Source organism: Methanopyrus sp. SNP6 (assembly GCF_002201895.1).
In the GTDB taxonomy this organism is placed as follows: Archaea; JAADCQ01; Methanopyri; order Methanopyrales; family Methanopyraceae; genus Methanopyrus.
On record NZ_CP019436.1, the window covers coordinates 411895 to 433042 of the forward strand.

22 protein-coding genes are annotated in these 21148 nt (G+C 58.9%); 9 read left to right on the forward strand and 13 right to left on the reverse strand.

The features are described 5' to 3' along the window. Positions 1-44 precede the first annotated feature (44 nt). Entirely contained in the window at positions 45-542 is a 498-nt protein-coding gene (locus BW921_RS02345) for a gamma carbonic anhydrase family protein (protein WP_148688406.1), read from the forward strand. 7 nt (positions 543-549) lie between these two features. On the opposite strand, the gene BW921_RS02350 is transcribed toward BW921_RS02345, so the two are convergent. Beyond that, positions 550-1557 carry a hydantoinase/oxoprolinase family protein gene (locus BW921_RS02350; protein WP_168168663.1) on the reverse strand — a complete coding sequence of 336 codons (1008 nt, stop codon included), beginning with the start codon at positions 1555-1557 and terminating at the stop codon, positions 550-552. 4 nt (positions 1558-1561) lie between these two features. Next, positions 1562-2485 (reverse strand): ATP-grasp domain-containing protein, encoded by a 924-nt coding sequence (locus BW921_RS02355; RefSeq protein WP_088336462.1) that lies wholly within the window; start codon positions 2483-2485, stop codon positions 1562-1564. A gap of 26 nt (positions 2486-2511) precedes the next feature. On the opposite strand from BW921_RS02355, the gene BW921_RS02360 reads away from it, so the two are divergent. Further along, complete coding sequence (locus BW921_RS02360; protein WP_148688408.1) at positions 2512-3645, forward strand: YcaO-related McrA-glycine thioamidation protein; 1134 nt, start codon at positions 2512-2514, stop codon at positions 3643-3645. A 63-nt stretch (positions 3646-3708) separates the two neighbouring features. Here the strand turns inward: BW921_RS02360 and fhcD are convergent, their stop codons facing one another. Genes fhcD through glyA form a run of 7 tightly spaced genes read right to left on the reverse strand, consistent with a single transcriptional unit; the run spans position 3709 to position 9700 of the window. After that, on the reverse strand, positions 3709-4599 hold the full coding sequence (gene fhcD, locus BW921_RS02365; RefSeq protein WP_148688409.1) for a formylmethanofuran--tetrahydromethanopterin N-formyltransferase: 891 nt from the start codon (positions 4597-4599) through the stop codon (positions 3709-3711). A gap of 51 nt (positions 4600-4650) precedes the next feature. Beyond that, positions 4651-5523 carry a shikimate dehydrogenase gene (locus BW921_RS02370; RefSeq protein WP_148688410.1) on the reverse strand — a complete coding sequence of 291 codons (873 nt, stop codon included), beginning with the start codon at positions 5521-5523 and terminating at the stop codon, positions 4651-4653. After that, positions 5495-6316, reverse strand: a complete 822-nt coding sequence (locus BW921_RS02375) for a metallophosphoesterase (RefSeq protein WP_236953783.1) — start codon at positions 6314-6316, stop codon at positions 5495-5497. Before BW921_RS02375 ends, BW921_RS02370 begins: the two co-directional genes overlap by 29 nt. Before the next feature lie 10 nt (positions 6317-6326). Continuing rightward, entirely contained in the window at positions 6327-6821 is a 495-nt protein-coding gene (locus tag BW921_RS02380) for a chorismate lyase (RefSeq protein ID WP_168168664.1), read from the reverse strand. 16 nt (positions 6822-6837) lie between these two features. After that, positions 6838-7788: a coiled-coil protein gene (locus BW921_RS02385; RefSeq protein ID WP_168168665.1), complete on the reverse strand. Its 951-nt coding sequence runs from the start codon at positions 7786-7788 to the stop codon at positions 6838-6840. After that, a complete protein-coding gene (gene serB / locus BW921_RS02390) occupies positions 7785-8438 on the reverse strand; it encodes a phosphoserine phosphatase SerB (protein WP_148688414.1) in 654 nt (217 codons plus the stop codon). The genes BW921_RS02385 and serB overlap by 4 nt, the downstream gene beginning before the upstream one ends. After that, entirely contained in the window at positions 8414-9700 is a 1287-nt protein-coding gene (gene glyA / locus BW921_RS02395) for a serine hydroxymethyltransferase (RefSeq protein WP_148688415.1), read from the reverse strand. Before glyA ends, serB begins: the two co-directional genes overlap by 25 nt. Before the next feature lie 20 nt (positions 9701-9720). Between glyA and BW921_RS02400 the strand changes: the two genes are divergently transcribed. From BW921_RS02400 to BW921_RS02415, 4 genes are all read left to right on the forward strand, one after another. Beyond that, positions 9721-10302 carry a hypothetical protein gene (locus BW921_RS02400; RefSeq protein WP_168168666.1) on the forward strand — a complete coding sequence of 194 codons (582 nt, stop codon included), beginning with the start codon at positions 9721-9723 and terminating at the stop codon, positions 10300-10302. Positions 10303-10308: 6 nt separating this feature from the next. After that, the gene (locus BW921_RS02405) at positions 10309-10842 is read left to right on the forward strand and encodes a ferredoxin domain-containing protein (RefSeq protein ID WP_148688417.1); all 534 of its coding nucleotides are present in this window, start codon (positions 10309-10311) and stop codon (positions 10840-10842) included. A 17-nt stretch (positions 10843-10859) separates the two neighbouring features. After that, on the forward strand, positions 10860-11120 hold the full coding sequence (locus BW921_RS02410; protein WP_088335184.1) for a hypothetical protein: 261 nt from the start codon (positions 10860-10862) through the stop codon (positions 11118-11120). A 193-nt stretch (positions 11121-11313) separates the two neighbouring features. Next, on the forward strand, positions 11314-12750 hold the full coding sequence (locus BW921_RS02415) for a DHH family phosphoesterase (RefSeq protein WP_148688418.1): 1437 nt from the start codon (positions 11314-11316) through the stop codon (positions 12748-12750). Between the two features lie 2 nt (positions 12751-12752). Here the strand turns inward: BW921_RS02415 and glmS are convergent, their stop codons facing one another. From glmS to gatE, 3 genes are read right to left on the reverse strand one after another with little or no spacing between them, the layout of a single operon-like run. After that, on the reverse strand, positions 12753-14597 hold the full coding sequence (glmS, locus tag BW921_RS02420; protein ID WP_148688419.1) for a glutamine--fructose-6-phosphate transaminase (isomerizing): 1845 nt from the start codon (positions 14595-14597) through the stop codon (positions 12753-12755). 19 nt (positions 14598-14616) lie between these two features. Next, positions 14617-15660 (reverse strand): M20 family metallopeptidase, encoded by a 1044-nt coding sequence (locus BW921_RS02425; RefSeq protein WP_148688420.1) that lies wholly within the window; start codon positions 15658-15660, stop codon positions 14617-14619. Positions 15661-15665: 5 nt separating this feature from the next. After that, positions 15666-17588: a Glu-tRNA(Gln) amidotransferase subunit GatE gene (gene gatE / locus BW921_RS02430; RefSeq protein WP_148689293.1), complete on the reverse strand. Its 1923-nt coding sequence runs from the start codon at positions 17586-17588 to the stop codon at positions 15666-15668. A 92-nt stretch (positions 17589-17680) separates the two neighbouring features. Here gatE and BW921_RS02435 point away from each other — a divergent pair, with 92 nt between their 5' ends. The 3 genes from BW921_RS02435 to tfrB are packed head-to-tail and all read left to right on the forward strand — an operon-like array spanning position 17681 to position 20105. Then, the gene (locus BW921_RS02435) at positions 17681-18076 is read left to right on the forward strand and encodes a methylated-DNA--[protein]-cysteine S-methyltransferase (RefSeq protein ID WP_148688421.1); all 396 of its coding nucleotides are present in this window, start codon (positions 17681-17683) and stop codon (positions 18074-18076) included. Continuing rightward, positions 18025-18633, forward strand: a complete 609-nt coding sequence (locus BW921_RS02440) for a DUF366 family protein (RefSeq protein WP_168168668.1) — start codon at positions 18025-18027, stop codon at positions 18631-18633. Before BW921_RS02435 ends, BW921_RS02440 begins: the two co-directional genes overlap by 52 nt. Positions 18634-18638: 5 nt before the next feature. Then, on the forward strand, positions 18639-20105 hold the full coding sequence (gene tfrB, locus BW921_RS02445) for a fumarate reductase (CoM/CoB) subunit TfrB (protein WP_168168669.1): 1467 nt from the start codon (positions 18639-18641) through the stop codon (positions 20103-20105). Here tfrB and BW921_RS02450 read toward each other — a convergent pair. Beyond that, positions 20102-21100 carry an RNA-guided pseudouridylation complex pseudouridine synthase subunit Cbf5 gene (locus tag BW921_RS02450; RefSeq protein ID WP_148688424.1) on the reverse strand — a complete coding sequence of 333 codons (999 nt, stop codon included), beginning with the start codon at positions 21098-21100 and terminating at the stop codon, positions 20102-20104. The two genes, tfrB and BW921_RS02450, sit on opposite strands and share 4 nt — an antisense overlap. Between the last annotated feature and the right edge of the window lie 48 nt (positions 21101-21148).

Below are 21148 nucleotides of genomic sequence, written 5' to 3' on the forward strand. Positions count from 1 at the left end.
TGTACATTAGGGCGGTCGGCGGCTCGCACCGGGGCTTTCGACCGTTGAGGAAGTTGAAGATAGAGGGACGCGCTTACATCCATCCCACAGCCACTGTCCTAGGTGAAGTCGAGTTGGGCCGGGACGCCAGTCTGTGGCCGGGCGCCGTGGTACGAGGTGACTTGGAGCCCGTGAGGATCGGCCGTAAATCTAATGTCCAGGACAACGCGGTGATCCATACTTCTAAAGGGTATCCGGTAGAGATCGGAGACAGGGTCAGCGTGGGTCACGGAGCGGTCGTCCACGGTGCGACGATCGAACGAGATTGCCTCATCGGGATGAACGCCACAGTGATGAACGGAGCAGTAATTCGGAGAGGATCGATCATTGGAGCCGGAGCTGTAGTGACGGAAGGTACCGAGGTGGGTCCTTACGAAGTTTGGGTAGGAGTCCCCGCCAAGCGGATCGGAACGACCGATGAAAAACGCGTCGAAGAGATCCGCGAGAACGCCAGACGCTACTTGGAACTAGCCCGTGAGGAGCTTCCCGAGTGGCGGAAGTAACCACTACCTAGCGCCTAATCGCGAGGAACGCGGCACCGACCGCCGGCGCGACCTCGGAACCTTTCCCGAATATCTCGTCGAACTGTTCCACCTCGACACCGATCCTCTTGCAGGCCATCTCGATCAGGAAATCACCCGCACCGGCCGCCACTACGGTGTCCAGCCCGTGCTCTCGAAGTTTGAGTTCGATGTGCTTCAGTAGCCGTCCGAGCAGCGCTCGAACCGCGGCCTTCGCTAGATCAATCACACCATCCCAACCAAGTTCCTCCGGATCAGAGCACACCGTTCTGGCGAGCCTGCGGGCACACTCCTCCGGTGATTTTCCACGACCGTCCGGCGTCTCAGGTGTGTAATCATCAGGGTCGATTTCACCGAGTAATAGTAGCGCGTCCGCCACGATCGAGAAGTATTCGTACGAGGTCGGTACCGGCTCGCCGCCGATCTCGACTTCTCGGAGCAGAAAAGGTATCGGTGTTCTCAGCGCCCCCAAGTACGCCAATTCTCCGTTCTTCATCCTTTCCAAATCGGTACGTCCCTCGGCCGATATCTCACCGCGGATGATGGGGATTAGATCCAGTGTGGTAGATCCAAGATCCACCAGGAGATAGGAACCGGGCCGGACGTGAGCTAAGACCTCGGCCGTCGCCCTCCAGTTGGCCGACGCGACTTCACGCCAACGTCTGAGGGCATCTTCCGGGGGCACCGTCGAACCATCGGAAGTCACCACGTAAACCGGGGCGTGACATGCCGAGGTGACGGTGCTGACGATGTACTCGACCCCTTCCCGTCTCGTGTTGAAAGCATCGGCCAACTCACCCGTCATAGTTAAACCGACGACATCCGGCTTGAACTTATGAACAATCCTCTTGATAGTTTTCTTTAGTCGTTTTTTCTTTTTCCACATTGGAAGATATACCCTATCAGTTCCTAATACCATCACTTTACCATCTTCATCACAACGAACTAGAGCAGCATCGGTGTGTGCTCCGCCCACATCTAACCCCAACGCTTTCACGACGTTACCCCCGATACACTCGCAACCCATGGAAATTCTCAACGACCTCGAACCTTTCGGGCACCAACGCCTCAGCCCCACGCTTCACGTATACGTACTCACGACGGTACCGCAGTACCCTCCCGGTCGGTCCTTCGAGAAGCGATCGAACTACCGCCTCGGGATGTTCCAAGGCCGCGGCGACCGTGGGTGTGGTCGGACGTGGGTTAACTTCGATCAGGTACGGCTCCTCACCTTTCATCACGAGGTCCACACCGAACAGGCCTAAGAGTCCAGGTATGCGTTCGGCGACTTCCTCCGCGATATCCCTCGCGATGTGGGTTAACTCTCGGTGGTCCGAAGGTGTTCTCCCGCCCAAGTACACCAGCTCCCTACCGGCGAAAGCCACGAACTGGTCGTTAATCCCTAATACGTCGACAGTCTCTCCGTCCGATACGCACAACAAGCTGTGATGGGAGCCCGGAACCAGTTCCCGGGAGAATTCACCTCGACCTATTCGAACACCATCTGAACCTGCGCCGTCTGCGGGCTTAGATACCATCACATCGGCCTCCAGTGCTGGAAGTTGAAAGGATTGAGCATCCCTGAGAACGTCTTCTGTCTTGCGCTTGTCGGCTGTCACCCTGATGGCCTTAGGGGTAGGTCCTATCACCTCAGTCTCACGGGAATACTCCAAAACCTTGCCCTCCAGCAAGCCATCGGACTCGGGGGCTATAACCAGCGCCAGATCGGCACACTCCAACGCCTTTGTCTCGTCTCGAAGGACCTCATCCGCCCAGCGCACACCGACGGAGTGGTGCGCTACGGTCAGTGTTTCATAGCCTGATTTCGCGAACGCCCTTAGGAGTGACTCGAGCATGGCCTGACCTTCGGCTAGAAACTCCTCATCCCCAGTCGCCACCGCGTACTCGTATATATACACTCGCATCGCGGCACCACCCGGGGACCTTCCGGATGACGGATATAGTGTACGATGTGGAAGGGTTCCGAGCTTTTCTCCCGGAAGAAACACTTCGATGGATTCGACACAGGGAGCTTGAGCGTGAGGTGGGTGTGGTGGAGAAATTTTCGGACCGGATCGGACCTGTCCCGGTGGAGATCCGCCGCAGAAGGTCCCAACACGGCGAGTTCTATCACGCCGGAAAGGGAACTACTCGAACCCAGGCCCGCGTCTCCGCCGTGATGGAGTGCGTGGAACGCGCCGCCGCGGAACCCCGAGAAGAGCTCATCGAGCGGGACCCGGAAGATGACAAGTGGACACCGGCATGGTACCGGACGGAACCGCGGGAGTGGATCGAGGGCGTTGATCTGACGACCCACGAACCCATCTACGTACCGGCGAACGAGGTGTTCCACCCCTGGTTAGGTAACACTTTGCCCAGTCATACCAACGGACTTTCGGCCGGTCGTCTCCGGGAAGAGGCAGTGGTTCAAGGACTGTTAGAGGTCGTGGAGAGGGACTCGTGGAGCATCGTCGAATACTTCAGGATCCATCCACCCGAGTTGGAAGTACATGGTGAGCTGGAGGAACTTCGCCGATCGTTAGAGTGGGAGGTCGGTCGAGTGGAGCTCAGACTACTACCTTCCCGAGTCGAAGGCGTTTACGTGGTAGGAGCCATCACCGAAGCCGAGCGTGTCGAGGAAATGGTGATGGGATTCGGTGCTAGTCCAGACCCGGAGATGGCCGTTCTCCGAGCTTTACTGGAGGTCGCCCAAGGACTCTCAATGGCCCGTCGTGGCATCGAAAGCCCGGTGAGGAAAGGGCTCGGTGAGTTTTCTGACACGGGGAAGCTGACCCCGGAACGTCTCAAGAGGATGAACCGGCACTGGTTCGAGCCAGGAGGGACCGTCGAGATAGATGACTTGGACCGCGTCATCACGACCGGTTCGTTGGAGAAGTTAACGGAAGAACTCGTGGAGAGGGTCGCGGAGGCCGGCCTCGGTAGGGTGATCGAGGTGGACTTAACGTTGGATGACTTGAACGTTCCAGTGGTGAGGATGCGAGTGACCGGCGCCTCGGAGTACGTGATAGATGGAGCGAGGGTGGGGAAGATGCCGGAAAAACCGCCCGGAGTGCCTGTGGGATGAGGAAAGGAGGCCCTCGGAGCCCCTGCGATGACGAGTGTCACCCTCGCCGACCTCGAAACGAGCTCAGAACAGGTCGTGTAGGTGGATCTCGTACTGTCCGAGCTTACCACCGAAGTTACCCGCGCTGATTTTCACCACGCCGGGCTGACGACACGCGGCTTCGATGCCGACCCTCATCGCCTCCTTGACGACATCCTCGTTGAGGCCGTTGATCACGATCTCGTAGACGCACTCCACGCCCTCGGGCAGCTCGTTGTCCTCCACCGTGGGGCAGTACGCGTCGTTGGTCGACGCGGGTAGGAAGTCGTACTGCTTAGAGCCGACCTTCGACGCGGACGCGACGATTCCGCCGGGGAACGGCGCGTAGGCTCCTTCAACTCCCTTGATGGCGTCGACTGCCGCCTCCGCCGCCTGAAGACCCGCCGGCTGACTTTCCGCCATGATGTAGAAGTTACCGCCGGCCACACCGGTGGTGATTCCGAACGAGTCCTCTACGACGAACTCTCCCTCCACGACCGGAATTTTCCACACTTTACGGCCGTCCAGCTCGTCCTCCTCTTGGTACCCATCTCCGAAGAAGCTGAGCTTGTATCCGACCCTGTCTTCATCCTCCTTCTCAGCTTCTGGCATCGCGTCGAACGCGGACGCAGTAGGCGCCGTCATTACGCACTGTCCGATGCGGTCCAAGAGCTGTTCCTTGAGCTCATCCTCGTCGTTGTGACCGACCATTATAGTGACGCCGGGTCTCCCGTCGGGGGTTTCCTCCGGCGGAACGTAGCCGCGATCGATACCGGCCTCAGCCGGGCACATAATTACCGAAGTACCGAATCCTGTAGCCTCCTTAGCGGCGATCATCGCCCACTTGTGTGAAGCGGCGGTGATCAAGACTCGTGCCATCTTCGCTTCGAAGGCCTCGGCGAAGGTGTCTTCGATCTCCACGCCGTTGATTTCCACTCGGAACACCCCGCGTGGACCGCCCGGGTTGACCCTTAAATTAGCAACGATTCACTGGAGGTGTTCCAGGACGGCTTCCCTCATAACATCCACTGGTGCCTCTTCCCCCGTCCATAGCTCGAACGCCAGCGCCCCCTGATACACCAGCATACCGACACCGCTCACCGGGACGGCTCCGGCCTTCTCGGCTTCCTCGAGCAGCCGCGTCTTCGGTGGGTTGTACACGAGATCGTTCACGATCAAGTCCTCGCGCATTTGGTCGGCGGTAACTAGGGGTGGTTCGTTCTCGTTCGGGTACATACCGACCGGCGTGGCGTCAACCAACAGATCGGCGTCCTGAAGCTCCCTCTCGATTTCGTCTCCGTCCAGCCCTATGGCGCGTGCCTTTACTCCCACTTTCTCCCTCAGCTCCTCCGCGAGCCTCTCTGCCCGGCTTACCGTACGGTTGGCGATGACGATCTCGTCGGCCCCTTCCGTGGCGAGCTTGAAGGAGACAGCGCGGGCTGCACCTCCCGCACCTAGGATCACGGACTTAGTACCTCTGGGATCGAAGTCTGTCTCTTCCTGCAGTGCCCGCAGGAACCCCTCGCCGTCGGTGTTGAACCCCTCGATTTTGCCACGTGAGAACCTGACGGTGTTCACGGCCCCGGTCAGTTCGGCGTCGCGATCTAGCTCGTCGCACAACTCCATGACAGCTTCTTTGTGAGGTATCGTCACGTTAAGGCCGACGATCCCAAGATCGGCGGCACCTCGGACGGCACCTTCAAGCCTTTCCGGTGGCACGTCGAAGGCTAGATATACGTAGTTCAGCCCGAGCTCCTTGAACGCAGCGTTATGCATAGCTGGAGACATGGAATGCTCGACGGGATGTCCGATGAGTCCTACGACGTTGGTTTCAGCGTCGACCGATACGGACACGCTCACGGTCGATCACCCGCGCCTCGTGCAGGTTGAACAGCTTCGCCCGGAGGGTTCTCCCAGAAGTCTTCAGTATGCAGACGTTACCTACGTTGAGCGGATCACGACACGTGGCGCAAATCGCGGGACATGAGGTGGTACCTACGTTCACTACCAGTTTTCCCTCAACGTTCCCGAGGTATCTACAGTGCGTGTGACCTGTGATCACGACGTCGGCATGTGTCGAGCGAGCTATTTCCTCCAGTCGTTCGGGCATCTCGTACTCCCGGCACGTGTAATTGTCCAGGATCTGATCGCGTTTCGGCATCGGAGATTCTCGGGCTACGGGATTGACAGGCTTCTGCGGGTTCAAGTCCAGCTCCGAACAAGGTTCGTGACCGTGCAAGACGAGCATCCAAACGTCCCCGAAGCGGAGTAAGTGAGGCCCGCCCAGTGACGGTCCCGAGTGTCCCGGCGGGCACCCGCGTCCGCGACGGTTATCGTAGCGGCGCGATAGTACGTGCACCCCGGCGTCACGCAGCGATTTCACGAGATCTACGGTGTCGTGGTTCCCGGGAACGAAGTAAATCTGGACTTCGGAGGACAACCTCCGTAAGTCCCGCAAAAGCTCCCTCAACTCGGGATCCGGGGCCCTAGGATCTGCGAGGTCGCCATCGATGAGAAACGCGTCGAAATCCAACGCCAGATCGAGTGCCGCTTCCCAGATTTCCCGATCGTGCCCCTGGTATTCGTCACCGACGTGTACATCGGAAGATATCAGTAGGCTATCACCGGGTAAGCGCGTTACATCGAGCGTCATCTGAACCACGCTAACCCTCCCGACCGAAGACCTCGGGGTTGAACCTCTCACGAATCAGCAGCATCGGCGTCTTTCGGTGGTAGACTAAATACTCACGCCAGGGTATCTTCGGCGCACTCGCACCCAAGATCTCCTCATCTTCTGGCGATGGCCGCGCCTCCTCAACGCGGAGTATCTCACGTCGCGTCTCCAGTCTTAACTCTTCGATCATCTTTCCAAGCGGTTTTCTCGACTGAAGAACCAATCTACGCAGGCGCCCTGGAAGGTTATCGGGACGGGCGAGTGAAGTAGCTAGGATGGCGGGTCGACCGTCAACCTTGATGACGACTCGTCGGACGTACACGGTGTCTCCATCGGGAACACCGAGAAGTCTCGCATCTCGACCTTCAACTTCCAGTTTCCTGGTTTCGAGTGGATCGATCGTTACTTCCCCGAAGAACCGCTCGAGGATCCTCGTCACCGACCCGTCAGTGTAGAGGAGTACCTCCAACAGCGGGACCTTCATCCGATGAACCTCCATTTCATATCTCGCCGTACTCCTGTAGCAGTTGGAGTTCCTCCAAGCTGACCTTCTCCCCACGCTCGAGCCGCTCCTTGATCTCCTTCAGTCGCTCTCTGTCTACCGCCTGTTTCTCCAGGTCTTTGATTCGAACCTCGAGCGCGCGCTCTTCCGCGCGTTTCTCCATTATTTTCTGCTCTAAATCGCGGAGCTCCGACTGAAGTTCACGGAGCTCGTCTTCCAGCGGTTTCACTTTGGCCAGCTCCTCGACGTACTTACGGTGGTAACCGTCCGCCTTCTCTCGCAACTCGTCGGCACGTTCGTAATGTTCGATCATCTTCTGGTGGTACTCATCCGCCTCTTCGGCCGTTTTCATGACCTTTTCGTGGTATTCGGAGGCCTTTTCGCGGAGCTCGTCCGCCTGGGAGAACAGCTCGTCGGCCTTTTTGGAGTGCTCGTTGGCCTTCTCCCACGCTCTCAGCTGCTCGCGGAGCTCTTCGAGACGCTGAGCGATTTGCTCCTCCCTTCTCGGACTGAGCGGGTTGGTTTCGATCTCCCTTTCTAGCTTACGTATCTCGGCTCGGATCTCTCGGATCGGACGTTCCACTTTAGAGCGAAGTTTCTTGGCGGTTTCAACGTGCTCCCGGGCCTTCTGAGCTAGCTTCCTGGCACGCTCGTTCAACTCGTCACGCTTAGCCTTGTACTGCTGGACCTCCTCGTTCAGCTCGTCCCTACGTCGGCGATGCTCATCGGCTCGCTCTCTGAGCTCTCGGACGCGTTCGTTCAGCTCATCACGCTTAGCACGGTATCTCTCCGCTCGCTTCCGGATTTCGTGGATTTGATCCTGAAGCTGGTTTACCTTACGCTGGATTTCCCGCCGCTTTTCTTCAAGGTCATCGAGTTCCTCACGGGTTTTAACTAGCTGATTCTCGAGTTCCTTGATTCTCTGCAGCTTGTCCTCGGAGGGCATCATTCGACGGGAACACCCCAAAAGCGCAGTACGACAGGGACGGCACGACGAAAGTCGTCGAACGCCATCTCGATGATCTCGTATAGCGGCTTTTTAGGGCGGAACCCTAGTGGCAGACCGGCACGCTTTAACATTGATGCGTCGTTCGCGCCGTCTCCTACCGCCACGGTGTCCTCAGGACGGGTGCCGAATCGGCGGCATAGCTCCATCAGGACCCTTTCCTTCGCGGAAGAGCTCATAACGGGACCGTAAACTCTGCCCGTAAGGAAACCGTCTCGTACCTCGAGTTCGTTGGCTACATACGCGTCCAATCTTAGCTCTCTACAGAAACGGGAAACCACTTCGGTGAACCCTCCGCTGATCACCGCTACGGCTGCTCCTACGGATCGTACAGCTGCTACGAATTCCCGGACGCCGGGGTTCAGGCGCAGCTCGGTCACGACCTCGTCGAGAACGGAGGCGGGTGTGCCAGCCAGTAACCGGACCCGTTCCCGGAGGGCCTCTCCGAACTCGAGCTCGCCGCGCATCGCCCGTCTCGTGATCTCTTCGACTTCGTCGTCGACTCCTGCCGCCTCCGCGATTAGGTCGATGGTCTCCCCGTCGACCAGCGTCCCATCGAAGTCCAACACTACCAGTCGGCGAGCCTGGACCATTCGTGGGCACCCACTCCCGACCCGAACCCGTACTTGACTTCCTGGAACTCACGCCGAAGTTCCTCGACGTCCTTACGGACCTCGGACGGCTCCCTGCGACCGAGCACGACGTCCGCTATCAGCTCGGCGATGTACTCCATCTCAGAAGGACCCATACCTAACCGAGTGAGCTCTTGGGTACCCAGCCGGATACCGCTCGGATCGTGGGATTTCGATTCGTCGTCCCAGGGCAGCAGGTTCTTATTGCACAGGATGTTAGCGCTCTCCAGTTTTTCGGCGATGACCGCTCCCCCTCCTTGCTCCCGCACGTCAACAGCGATTTGATGGGACTCCGTGAAACCCCGGTGCTCACAGAGTACCGCGAGTCCCTCGGCGTACAGGGACTCGGCCAGGGCTTTAGCGTTCTTAACCGTGTCACGTGCGTATCGCTCCCCGTACTCCTTGAACTCCGCGAGCGCTACGGCTAGCGCCGCCACGTGGTGTAGGTGGTGGTTGCTCACGAGCCCCGGAAACACGGCCTCGTCGATGTCGTCGGCTAGATCCCGCTGACAGAGCACGATTCCACCCTGGGGACCCGGAAGCGTCTTGTGGGTGCTTCCGGTAACCACATGGGCGCCCTCTCGGATCGGATCTTGGAACTGACCGCCGGCGATTAGCCCGAGCACGTGGGCTGCGTCGTACACTACGTAACCTCCTACGGCCTCCACAGCTTCTACGGCCTCTTTCACCGGATGTGGAAACAGGAACAGGCTGGCCCCGAGCATGACCACCGACGGCTCGACTTCCTCGATCTTACGGACCATGCTGTCGACGTCGATGACCATATCATCCTCGTCGAACGGTAGGTACTCAACGTTGAGCCCTCTAACACCCGGGGCGCTGATATCGTGGTGGCTGATGTGTCCACCGTGGGAGATCCTAAGCCCCAGAATCGTGTCGCCGGGATCGGTCAACGCGAAGAGGGCGGCTAGGTTGGCCACAACTCCGGATGTGGGCTGAACGTTCGCGTGCTCGGCACCGAAGAGCTCTTTGGCTAGCCGTACGCAGGCCAGCTCGACTTCGTCGATGTACCCACAACCCTCGTAAAGCCGCTCACCGGGTCTCCCCTCGGCGTATCGGTGCCCGAAATCCGTCACGAGCATCTCACGCACCGCGGGGCTGGTCACGTTCTCGCTGGCGATCATGGGGAGGCACTTCTTCATCCACTCATGATGCTTCTCAACCGCCCGCACGACGGAGCGTATGTCCTCCAACCCGAACACCCCGAAGGAGGGTTTTGACTTTGGTCGAGGCGCGAGCGCTGGCCGAGGCAGTGACCAAGGGTGTGCTCACGTACGTCGAAGTGAGCGTAGAGCAAGGCTCCGGCTTGGAGCTGGAGGTGGACGTTCCCAGAGCGGATCGAGTGAAAGACATCGTCAGATCGCTAGTAACCCCGATCACGGGCATGTATCGGGTTAGGGTCCGGATAACCAACGCGCGCGCCGAACCGGAGGCGGCGAATAAAAAGTGTCTCGCTACGGGGACGTTCACGGCTCTAGGGAAGGTGCTCATGGACGCGTTCTTCCCCGGCCGGGGTACCGAAGCCGTGAATAAGGCTCTCCTAAGGGTGCCTATAACCTCCGAAGAAGCGTATCGCGGCAAGAGGTTCGACCGTGTGTACGATCCCCGCGAGAAGCGTTGGGTTCCGGCTCGGCCCGGTATGATGTGTAGAACCAAGGACGGGATGATCTGCGCGGTCACGGACGATCCCGACGGTATCGCGCCCACGATCGCGGCCGAAAAGGACGCGAAGTTGGCTACGGTCCTGTGTGACACGTTGTTCGACATGCTCCTGGCTGAAAAGCCACCCACGGTGCGGGGGTAAACGGGAGTGAGTTCCGAGTCCGAAGGCGTCCGCCAAGCTGCGCGTCTGATGGCGGTAGCCGCCCGCACGGCCCCGAAAACGAGGGGTATCGACGATATCGTCATCGAGATCGTGGAGGACGAGGATACGCTGGATAAGATCGCCGAGAGGATGGAAGAAATTGCCGAGGAAAAGGGGGTCGACTCCTTCAAGCGCGACGCGGAGTGCCTCAGGAGATCGGAGTGTCTGGTATTAATCGGTGTCAAGTCCAGCGGGCCTTGTGGCCTCAACTGCGGTATGTGCGGGGCCTCGTGCGACGACATCGAGGAGCGCAGCGCGGACGTCGAGTTCGCGGGACCGATCTGCGGGTTCAAGCTGATCGATCTGGGAATCGCGTTGGGATCGGCGGCGAAGGTCGCCAACGATCTAGTAGTCGACAACAGACTGATGTACACCATCGGCGTCGCAGCACGCTCCTTGGGCGTAGTCGACGCGGACGTCGTGATAGGGATTCCGCTATCCGCGACCGGGAAGAATATATACTTCGACAGAGATGGCTGACCGGGAGGGATCGCGCGATGGCGCGCAATCCCAGACGCAAAGGTCGCGATGGATGGAAGCAGTCGAAATCGCGTGGTAAGCCCTCGTTCGTGACCTGTGAGTGCTGCGGGGGAAAAGTACCTCGACACAAGGCCATCTCCTGGACGCAAGGGTTCAGGATTACCGATCCGGTGGTTCGTCAGGCGGTGGACGACCGATACGTTCACACTTTCAGCCGCAAGGTGTACTACTGCCCTAAGTGCGCCAGGTTCTTGGGGATTAGAAAGCCCAAACGCTGATTCTTCCCCGATCCCCATCGGGTTCCGCGCACCGTCCACACCCAAAATACGCTCTGATTGTTTCGAGTCTTCCCTAACCAGCTTCCAGGTTTTCTCACATAAACAGGTTTTAAGGAGTTGCCATACTCCGTGCACGCCCAGTGTACAGCCTCCCGCGAGTTAACAGGGGGAAGCCGCGATCACCCTTCATGCCGTGCTGGGTGGTGGATCAGTAGGTCACGTGGTGGCGGACGCACTGAGGGATCGTGGTGAAGAGGTGGTAATCGTCGACTGTAACGAGGACCGTGCGGAGGTCCTGAAGGAGCAAGGTTTCGAAGTGATTATCGGAGACATCACGGAGAAAGAAGTATTACTCGAAGCGGGCATAGAGAAGGCCGTCATGGTGTACGTCCTCACCCCCGACGACGACGCTAACGCGGAAGCTATCAGGCTGATCCGTAAGATCAACGAGGACACGTACATCATCGCGCGAGTCACGGACGAGGAACGCGTTGAGGAGTTTAAGGAGCTCGGAGCGGACGAAGTTCTCTCCCCGAATCAGCTGCTGGTCGGGAAGTTGCTTCACAACATCGACAACGTGAGGAACCGCCGAAAGGTGCACGAGCTGCTGACAAAGCTCGAAGACGTGGAGAGTTTGGCTATAATCCCACATAACAACCCTGATCCCGACTCCATCGCTAGCGCTGTAGCTCTTCAGGAGATAGCCAGTATCGTCGACGTTCAATCCGACGTGGTATACGGAGGCGAGATCGGTCATCAGGAGAATAAAGCCCTCGTGAACCTCCTGGATATCGAGATGAAGCGGATCTCACGTGTAGACTTAGATGAGTACGACGCTATCGCCGTAGTGGACACCCCAGTCCTACCACGGGAGCTGGCTGAGTACGACGGTATCGAGGATAGTATTCTGGTGGCTGTCGACCACCACGATTCGTCGGACGGCATGATGGACATGAACGGCACTTCTAAGAGCGCTTTAGAGCTCGCGGACTTCGTAGATCACAGACCGGAGGTCGGAGCCGCTTCTACGATACTCACCCAATACCTCAAAATCCTCGATAGGAACGTCGACCGGAGGATAGCGACGGCACTACTGTACGGTATCAGGACTGACACGTTGAACTTCACGAGGAACGTGTCGCCGGAGGACCTCAAGGCGGCCGCGTATCTCTACCCGCGGGCCGATCACGAAGCGCTGGCTAAGATCGAGTCTCCGGACATCTCTCCCGAGACTCTCGACGTGCTCGGTGAAGCTATCCGCAACAGGACGGTTATTCGGAGCTACCTGTTCTCGAACGTGGGGTTCGTGAAAAATGAGGATGCGTTGCCTCAAGCCGCCGACTATCTGCTTAACCTTGAGGGTGTCCACACGGTCATAGTGTTCGGTGTGGTCAACGGTAAGGTCAAGATCTCAGCGCGAACGGACGATATCCGCCTGAACATAGGTGAGATAATGAAAGAAGCGTTTGGTGACGTGGGTTCCGCTGGAGGTCACTCGAAGGCCGCCGCAGCCGAGATCCCGTTAGGCATCTTCCAGGACGTCGAGAGCGACATGGTGCTCGATCTCGTCGAGCAGGCGGTGCGTAAACGGATATTCAAGGTGATAGGCATCGAAGAGGAGGAGGACTGAACTCACTCTACGGTTACGCTCTTGGCCAGGTTCCGTGGATAGTCAGGATCGATGCCTCTGGCTACGCTCATGTAGTACGCCAGCAATTGAAGCGGTACCGTGTAGACTATCGGGGAGAACACCTCGCTGATACTCGGCACCTGGATGACGTGATCGGAGTGCTCCTCCACGGCTTCGTCCTTCTCATCGGCCACGGTGATCACAGTGGCACCCCGAGCTTTCACCTCTTCGATGTTCGCGAGCATCTTCTCGTAGGCGCCGCCTGGCTGAGCTACGGCGACCACCGGCACACCCTCCTCGATCAATGCCAGCGGACCGTGTTTGAGCTCACCCGCAGGGTACGCCTCCGCGTGCTGGTAGGTGATCTCCTTGAGCTTCAGTGCGCCCTCCATGGCGGTAGGATATCCAGGACCGCGGCCGATGAAGAACCAGTTGGGACGTTCCTTGTACCGACCACCCATCACCGCTATCTCACGCTCCCGCTCCCAGTTGAGTACCTCCTCCAGCATCTCCGGAACCTTGTCCAGCTCATCGTGGTACTCCTCCGACTCCTTGTCGGTTATCTCACCAAAGTGGCGGGCTAGCTCCACGGCCAACGTGTACATCGCCGCGAGCTGCGCTGTGTAGGTCTTTGTGGCGGCGACGGCTTTCTCGAAGCCAGCGTGGGTGTACATGACGTGGTCGACCTCGCGGGTGATCGTGCTCCCGACGACGTTGGTCAGTGCTATCGTCGTGGCCCCCCGGGCGTTCGCCTCCCGCACCGCCGCTAGCGTATCGGCGGTTTCACCCGACTGTGAGATGGCTAGAACGAGGGTGTCCTCGTCGACGAGTTCCTTTGTCACATATCGGAACTCGGAGGCTATCACCACGTCCACGGGGAACTTGGCGAGCAACTCCGTGGCGTACTTCGCGCCGAGTCCGGCATGGTACGAGGTACCGCACGCGACGATGTACAACTTAGTGTAATCGCCGCCGACAAGCTCCTCCGCCATCTCCATGAGGTTTTCCCGTTCGATCCGAAGCGTGTTCCTAACGGCTTCGGGTTGCTCGTGGATCTCCTTGAGCATGAAGTGCGGGTAGCCACGGCGTTCCAGCGTGTGCGGATCCTCCTCGACTATCTGCACTTTCTTCTCTTCCGTGACGTCCTCAAGGGTCTCCACGTCCAGTATCTTGATCTCGTCCCGCTTCACTACGACGATCTCGCCGTCGTCGATAGGGATCACGCGGTTCGTTTCTGGTAGTATTGCCGGTATATCGGACGCCAAGAAGTTACCATCGTCTCCCAACCCTACTACCAACGGACTCTCCTTCCTAGCGGCCAGGATTACGTCGGGCTCGCGGGTACAAATGGCGGCGATGGCGTACGACCCCTCTAGCCGGCGCACGGCCTCGACGAACGCCTCGAAGAACGATTTCCCTTCCTTCATCCCCTGCTCGATGAGATGGGGTACGATCTCGGTGTCCGTCTCGGAGTCGAACCGGTGTCCCTTATCTTCCAGTTCCTCCTTAAGTTGCATGAAGTTCTCGATGATCCCGTTGTGCACGACCGCGATCTCGTCACGACAGTCCGTGTGCGGATGTGCATTACGCCGGTTAGGGTCTCCATGAGTCGCCCATCGGGTATGTCCGATTCCAACCTTACCGGGGAGCTTTCTGAGGTTACGCTGCAGCTTCGTCGGCTCGCCGCCCTCGGTCAGCTTCCCGGCATCCTTCTCGACGTACAATCGACCCTCGTGGATCGTGGCGACTCCGGCGGAGTCGTAGCCGCGGTACTCGAGCCTGACCAACGAGTCGACTATAATGGGGGCCGCGTCACGCTCCCCGATGTACCCTACGATCCCGCACAAACCGGTTCACACCCTTTACTTACGAGAGGTATTCCACAACGTCGTAAAGCACGCGAACAGCATTTACGAGGTCCTCAATCGGAACGTGCTCCGAAGGGGAGTGCGCGTAGTCGATCGAACCGGGTCCGAAGACCACCACGTCCTTACCAACCAATTTACGGATGTAACCGGCGTCCGTGCTCGCTGGCCAGGTAATAGGTTCGTTCGGGAGCCTGCGGGCACTTAGGGCTTCCCGTAGCGCGCGCACTACCGGTTCGTCGCCTGAGAGTACGAACGGTGGTGCTCCTGCCCGAATGTCGGCCGAGACCCCTTCCACTCCGTGAAAGAATCGCTCGAGGTCCTCGGGAGACAGCTGAGTGTTGAGCCTGACGTCCAACACGGCTTCCAGGCACTGGGGTGTCACGTTAGTCGCCACCCCCCTGGAGTGAACGCTCGTGGGATTGGCGGTAGGGACTCCGAGTGCGTCCTCAAAATCCTCCAGCGTCTCATAGAGGTCATGCAGTATCCTGCAGAATTTCAAAATGGGGTTCTCCGGGTTGTGTGAGCCGGCGTGTTTGGACTCCCCTTCGATACACAACCTGACTTCCACACGGGACTTGTGCCCGATCACGGGACGTAGTTCCGTCGGTTCCCCGTTGATCACGTGGTTCGCTTGAATTTCCCTACGACGTAACACGTGACGAATGCCGGCCGAATCGGTCTCTTCTCGGACTACCGCGATTATCTCCAGTGGTCCATCCCATATCTCGGCCAGGGTAACGTAAACGGCCAGATTGGCCTTCGCGTCGCAAGCTCCTCGGCCGTACAGCTTACCGTCGACGATACGGGGCTCGAACGGTTTCTCCATCCCGTCGGGTGGGACAGTATCGAGATGTGACGTTAAGCACACCTCCGGCTCTCCACGTCGCCCGATCACGTTCCCCAGACGGTCGATTTCCACCTCTAAGCCGGCACGCTCCAGGTCCGAAGCGTACCGCTCCGAGAGCTCTTCCTCCTCGCCGCTGACGCTGGGGATAGAGATGTAGTCGCACAGGAGCTTTACCACGCGCTCCCTGACGTCCAACCTAATCACTCTCCCGAAATCTCTTGAATTCGCTCACGGACGAGCTCGCTTACCCGTTTACCGTCCGCCCGTCCCCGTAGGACTTCCATTACTTCACCCATAATCTTGCCCATGACTGCCATACCTCGCTCCCGAATCTCATCCTTGTACCTACGAATCGCCTCTTCGACAACCTCCTCGATCTCCTCCTCGGACACCATCACTATGCCGAGTTCTTCCGCGAGCTCCTCTGGATCGGAGTCCGGATCGGCCGCAAGGGCGCCCAGCAGCTCCTCGATTCCAGACTTAGCTATGGTACCCTCGGCGTAGAGCTTCAGCACATCCTTAACGTGGTCTATGGTGAGGTTATCCACTGGGTACCCGTCTTTTTCAAGCCGAGGGATCGTGTTCACTAGCGTGGCCGCTGCTACCTTGGGTTCCGCTCCGGTCTCCTCCACGATCTTCTCGAACTCGTCCACGACTCCATGCTCGAACATCTGCTCAACTAACTCCTCCCCGAGACCGTACTCTTCGGTGAGCCTCTCCTTACGCTCCCAAGGTTTCTCCGGGAGCTTTTCCGCCAGCTCTTTTACCCTGTCCTCGTCGATAACTACTGGCGGGATGTCCGTCTCAGGGTACATTCGAGCGGCTCCCGGGCGAGGCCGCATGTACTCCGTGGTCCCGTCCTTCCGAGCGCGTCGGGTCTCGGCCGGGACGCCTTTCAGCGCCATGATAGCGCGATCCTTCACCGCTTCCATGGCGGACTTAACACGATCCTCCGGACCCGCTATCAAGACGAACCCGTCACCGTCTTCCACACCGAGACGCTGCCTGACAGTCTCGACTTCCTCCTCCGAGATACCGTACTTGGGAAGCTCATCGGAGTGGAACAGCCCCGAAACCCCTCGTCTCCTCGCGTAGTCGGCGAGCTCGGTACCGAACCTCCGGCCCGGACACAGTTCCCAACCTAAAATCCCTTCGAACCCGGGCAGAAGCAGAGCGTACACTACACCATCACGCTCGAGTTCCCGACGGATAACCTCGCTGTCGGTGTCCTCGAACACGTCAGTAACATCCACTGGCTCACAATTGACTAGGTCCGTTTCACTAACATCGCGTTCACGAAGCTCGTCTCGGATCCTGAGTAGATTCGCCTGTCTTAACGCCTCGTACTTGACTACCTTAGGAATCAGGTTCAAGTCCTGAACACCCTTGATCTCCTGCACGGCGCCACCCTTTATCGAGACGTTCACGTCCTGCCTTACCGTGCCGATTCCTGACTTCACACCGCCTACGGCTTTGATCGCCTCACCGATCCTCTCAGCGGCCTCACGGGCCTGTTCCGGCGTCCTGATGTCCGGCTCCGTAGAAACCTCGATAAGCGGTATCCCGAGCCTGTCAAGGCAGTAATCGACCTCGAGATCCTGATCACGTCCCTTCACCTTGCGAGCGGCGTCTTCTTCCAGACACACCGTACTGATACGGACTGGGCCTTCGGACGTCGGGACCTCACCACCGAACCCGACGAGCATTGTACGCTGGAATCCAGTGGTGTTCGAACCGTCGATTACCATCTTCCGCATCACGTGCACCTCGTCGACGACGGACCCACCCAGAAGGAGGGTAACCTTAATCGCGACGTCGAGAGCTTCAGAACAAGGCTCGTGCGGGGGCTCTTCGTCCAGTTCAACTAGGCACGAGAAGGACCCGTCCGCCAGGTAGTAGAACGTTCGGTCGCGCTTGAATTCTTCCAAAGCCGCCGGATCGAACTCGCCCATCTCGCTCTGGACCGGGCGGAGCTTACGTCTGACCTTGGGCTCCTCCGGCACCTCTTCCCCTAGCTCTGGAGTACAGCGACAGAACAGCTTTCTGGAGGTATCAAGCTGCCGGTGGATCTCAAGTCCCACTCGGAGACCGATCTCTTCCCAGTCTAGGTCCTCTTCTCGCACGGGCTCGGGCAGGGGGGTCACCCCCCTCGCGGTACCGGTTCGATTATCGAACGCCTTATGGGCGCGGGTACGTAGTCCACGACGGCGAGGTAGTGCTAGAGGTAACCCTACCGGGGGAAGGCACGCCGGCGGCGGAGAGATCCCGCACGCTCCGCACCCTTAAACGTGCCCTGGAGCGGTACTTCCGGGGCCACCCCGTAAACTTCGGTGATGTCCCGGTGAGGATAAACGTTTCCGGAAAACCTCGGGAGGTGCTCGAGCTCGTCCGCGAGATCCCGTACGGGACAGTGGTCACCTACGGGGATATCGCCCAAAAGGCCAACATCCATCCACGGGTGGTGGGAGTCTCCCTCGCCCTAAACAGGACCCCGATAATCGTGCCATGCCACCGCGTCGTAGCCACCGACGGGCTCGGTGGGTTCAGGTGGGGGTTGGAATGGAAGAGGAGGCTGTTAGAGCTAGAGGGAGCGTTACCATCGAAGAGGTAGGCCAGTGGGTAGTGATCGTCGACCGTGAGGAGCTCGAGTACGACGGCTCGCAGCTCCGCAGGACGTTCGCTCACGAGCGGTACGGAATTAAAGGGCGGGCCGTAGTGGTGTTTCGAGGCCCGATGGACGTAAGGACGGAATACACCGCGGATGCTGAGGATGTCGGCTCGCCTATCCGGGGCAACGACGTGCTGCATTTGCTCGTGGACGACCCCACCCGAGCCGATCCGTTGGTATCGGGATTACTTCAAAGGTTGCTGGTAGTGGTAGCGAAGGAAGTCATCGAGAGGGAACTATCGACAAATCTGAACCGAGACGGTGACGACCTCTTACACGACGGCAGAAAGCTCACCGTGTCGGTTTTCAAGCCGGCGGGCCCCGGTTCGCTCGCGCACCTCGGGATCAACGTGACAACCGAGGGTGTTCCCGTCCCAGCCTCCTCCCTACGCGACCTCGGTTACCTTGGAGACCCACTCGACCTGGGTCGACGCGTTGCCGTCGAATTCGTCCGCGAGATCACGGATGTGGAGTTGGACCTCACCAAGATCAGGTGGTGAGGAACTTGGACGAAGCCGTCGTGATCCGCATCGAGACCGCCGAGCGATCGGAGAGCGTGAAAGTCCCGTATCGTGAGGGGATGACGCTACTCGACGCGCTACGGTGGATCAAGGAGCACGAGATACAGGACCTCGAGTTCGAGTTCTCGTGTCGGAACGCTCAATGTGGCACTTGCGCTGTGCTCGTGAACGGGAAAGCTCGACTCGCCTGTGAGTACTTGTTGGAACCAGGTCAGGAAGTGACCGTGGAACCCCTGAGGCACCTACCAGTAGTCAAAGACCTGGCGATCGATTGGTCGGCGGTCACGTCGAGGCTCCGGCCTCTCTCCCCCAAATCCTACCGGGAGTGGTTCCGTCGAATGGAACCCGAGAAGCAGCGGAAATTGTACGAGCTAAGATCTTGCATCGAGTGCCTCTGCTGCGTCGCCGAATGTCCCGTGATCAAGTCGGGATCGACGCGGAACCCGGGCCCGATCGTACTACGGAAGGTAGCGGAGGAAGTCGAAAAATGGGACGAATCTCCAGGAATAGACGACACCGTGTACGCCTGCACCACGTGCCATACCTGCGCCGAAGTGTGCCCTAAGGACATAGAGATCCCGGCGAAGGCTGTCGAGACGTTACGGGCGAGACTCTACGAGGAAGGTAAAGGTCCACTACCCGAGCACAAGGAGCTAGGAGAAAGGGCCGTACGCACGGGCAGGTCCGTCGAGAAGGGGAACAGGTCGTTCATAGAGGAGTACTCCGGCGAGTACGGGGAGGGAGACGTCGAGGCCATGTTTTTCACTGGATGCCTAGTGGATTACCGACTACCCGATACTGGGAAAGCCCTAGTTAAGCTGGCCGAGGAGTTAGGGGTCAGACTGATCGTTCCTCGGGAGCAAGTCTGTTGCGGCTCACCACTCCTGAGGACGGGGCAGTACGACCGTGCCGAACGCCTAGCTTTCGAGAACCTGGAGACGTTCCGACGGGTCGACCCCGATGTTATCGTCACCGTCTGCGCCGGCTGCGGAGCCACGCTGAAGAACAACTACCCCGAACTCCTCGGTGATAGGTTCGAGTGGGACGTACTAGACGTCACGGAGCTACTCGTAGAGATAAGGGCACACGAGCGGGGATTCCGGCTCCAGGAGCGTACAACGGTTACGTATCACGATCCGTGTCATCTGAAGCGGGGACAAGGTGTCGAGGGCGAGCCCAGGAAGCTCATCCGATCGATCGAGAACGTTGAGTTCGTTGAGATGGAGGAACCGGATCGGTGTTGCGGGGCCGGCGGGGGCGTTCGATCCGGTCTACCGGAGCTCGCGGAGCTGATGTCCGACGTGAAGGCTCACATGGTACGCGAGACCGGGGCCGAAGTGTTGACCACGGTCTGTCCGTTCTGCGAATACAACCTCAGGGAAGGGCTCGAGCGCAACGACGTCGAGGCACGGGTGGAGAACTTGACGGTACTGCTCTCCAGAGGTCTTTAGCCCCAAGCCTTCGGGTACGTGCCCGGCTCCATCAGGACCCTCTTGGTGTCCACCATAATACCCCGATCCGCGTGTAGCATCTCCTTCCAAGTAGCCTTGGCCACTCCCAGCGCTACCGCCTCCCCCTTCAACGTGAAGATGGCGACTAGATCGCCGGGCTGGATCCCTTTCTCCACCCTAACGATTCCCGGTGCGGCCAGGTCGGCCCCGTGGCAGATGGCGTCGACGGCAGTATCCCTGATCTCTATCCTCGGTAGGTGCTCTAGGCCTTCCTCCATCGGACGTACGATGTGTCGTAAGGGTTCCTCCCACCGACACTCCTTCCAGAACTCGTACGCGTCCTTCACGTCGTGGAGAGTGACGGCGTTCTCCTCCGAGAACGGCCCCGTCCTCGTCCTTCGAAGCTCAGCCATGTGCGCACCGACACCCAAGGCCTCACCGATGTCATGACACAGCTTCCGGATGTAAGTACCAGCCTGACACCCGACCCTCATCAGCACGTCGCGATCGTCGATCTCGAGGATATCGATGTAGTAAACTTTCTTAGGACGTACCCTCCTCTTGACCGCCGAGCGTAACGGTGGCCGCTGGAGTATCGTCCCCTCGAACTCCTTCACGACGCGCTCCAGCTCCTCCTCGTCCACATCGCCGTGGAGATGCATAATCGTCACGTATTCCTTGCCCGCCGGTAGCAGCGTCTGGATTATCTTCGTGGCTTTCTCGAGGGCGATAGGAAGGACTCCCGTGACCTTAGGATCCAGGGTACCACCGTGACCCGCCTTGGACAGACCGAAGATCTCCTTCACCCAAGCCACGACCTCGTGCGATGTGGGCCCGGCTGGCTTATCTAGGTTGATAACACCCTTCATGATGTACTCCTCGATAGGGCGCTCCTCCGGAGGACAACCGTACCGAGGGTCCGTTTCCGCCTCGGCTTTCGTAACCATTTCCCGATCTCGGTCGAACGGTAACCGACGGTCCTTGTCACCGCTCATGCGTGGCCCCCTCGACGTTCGTCGGCGCCTCTGGTGACTCTCTCGATA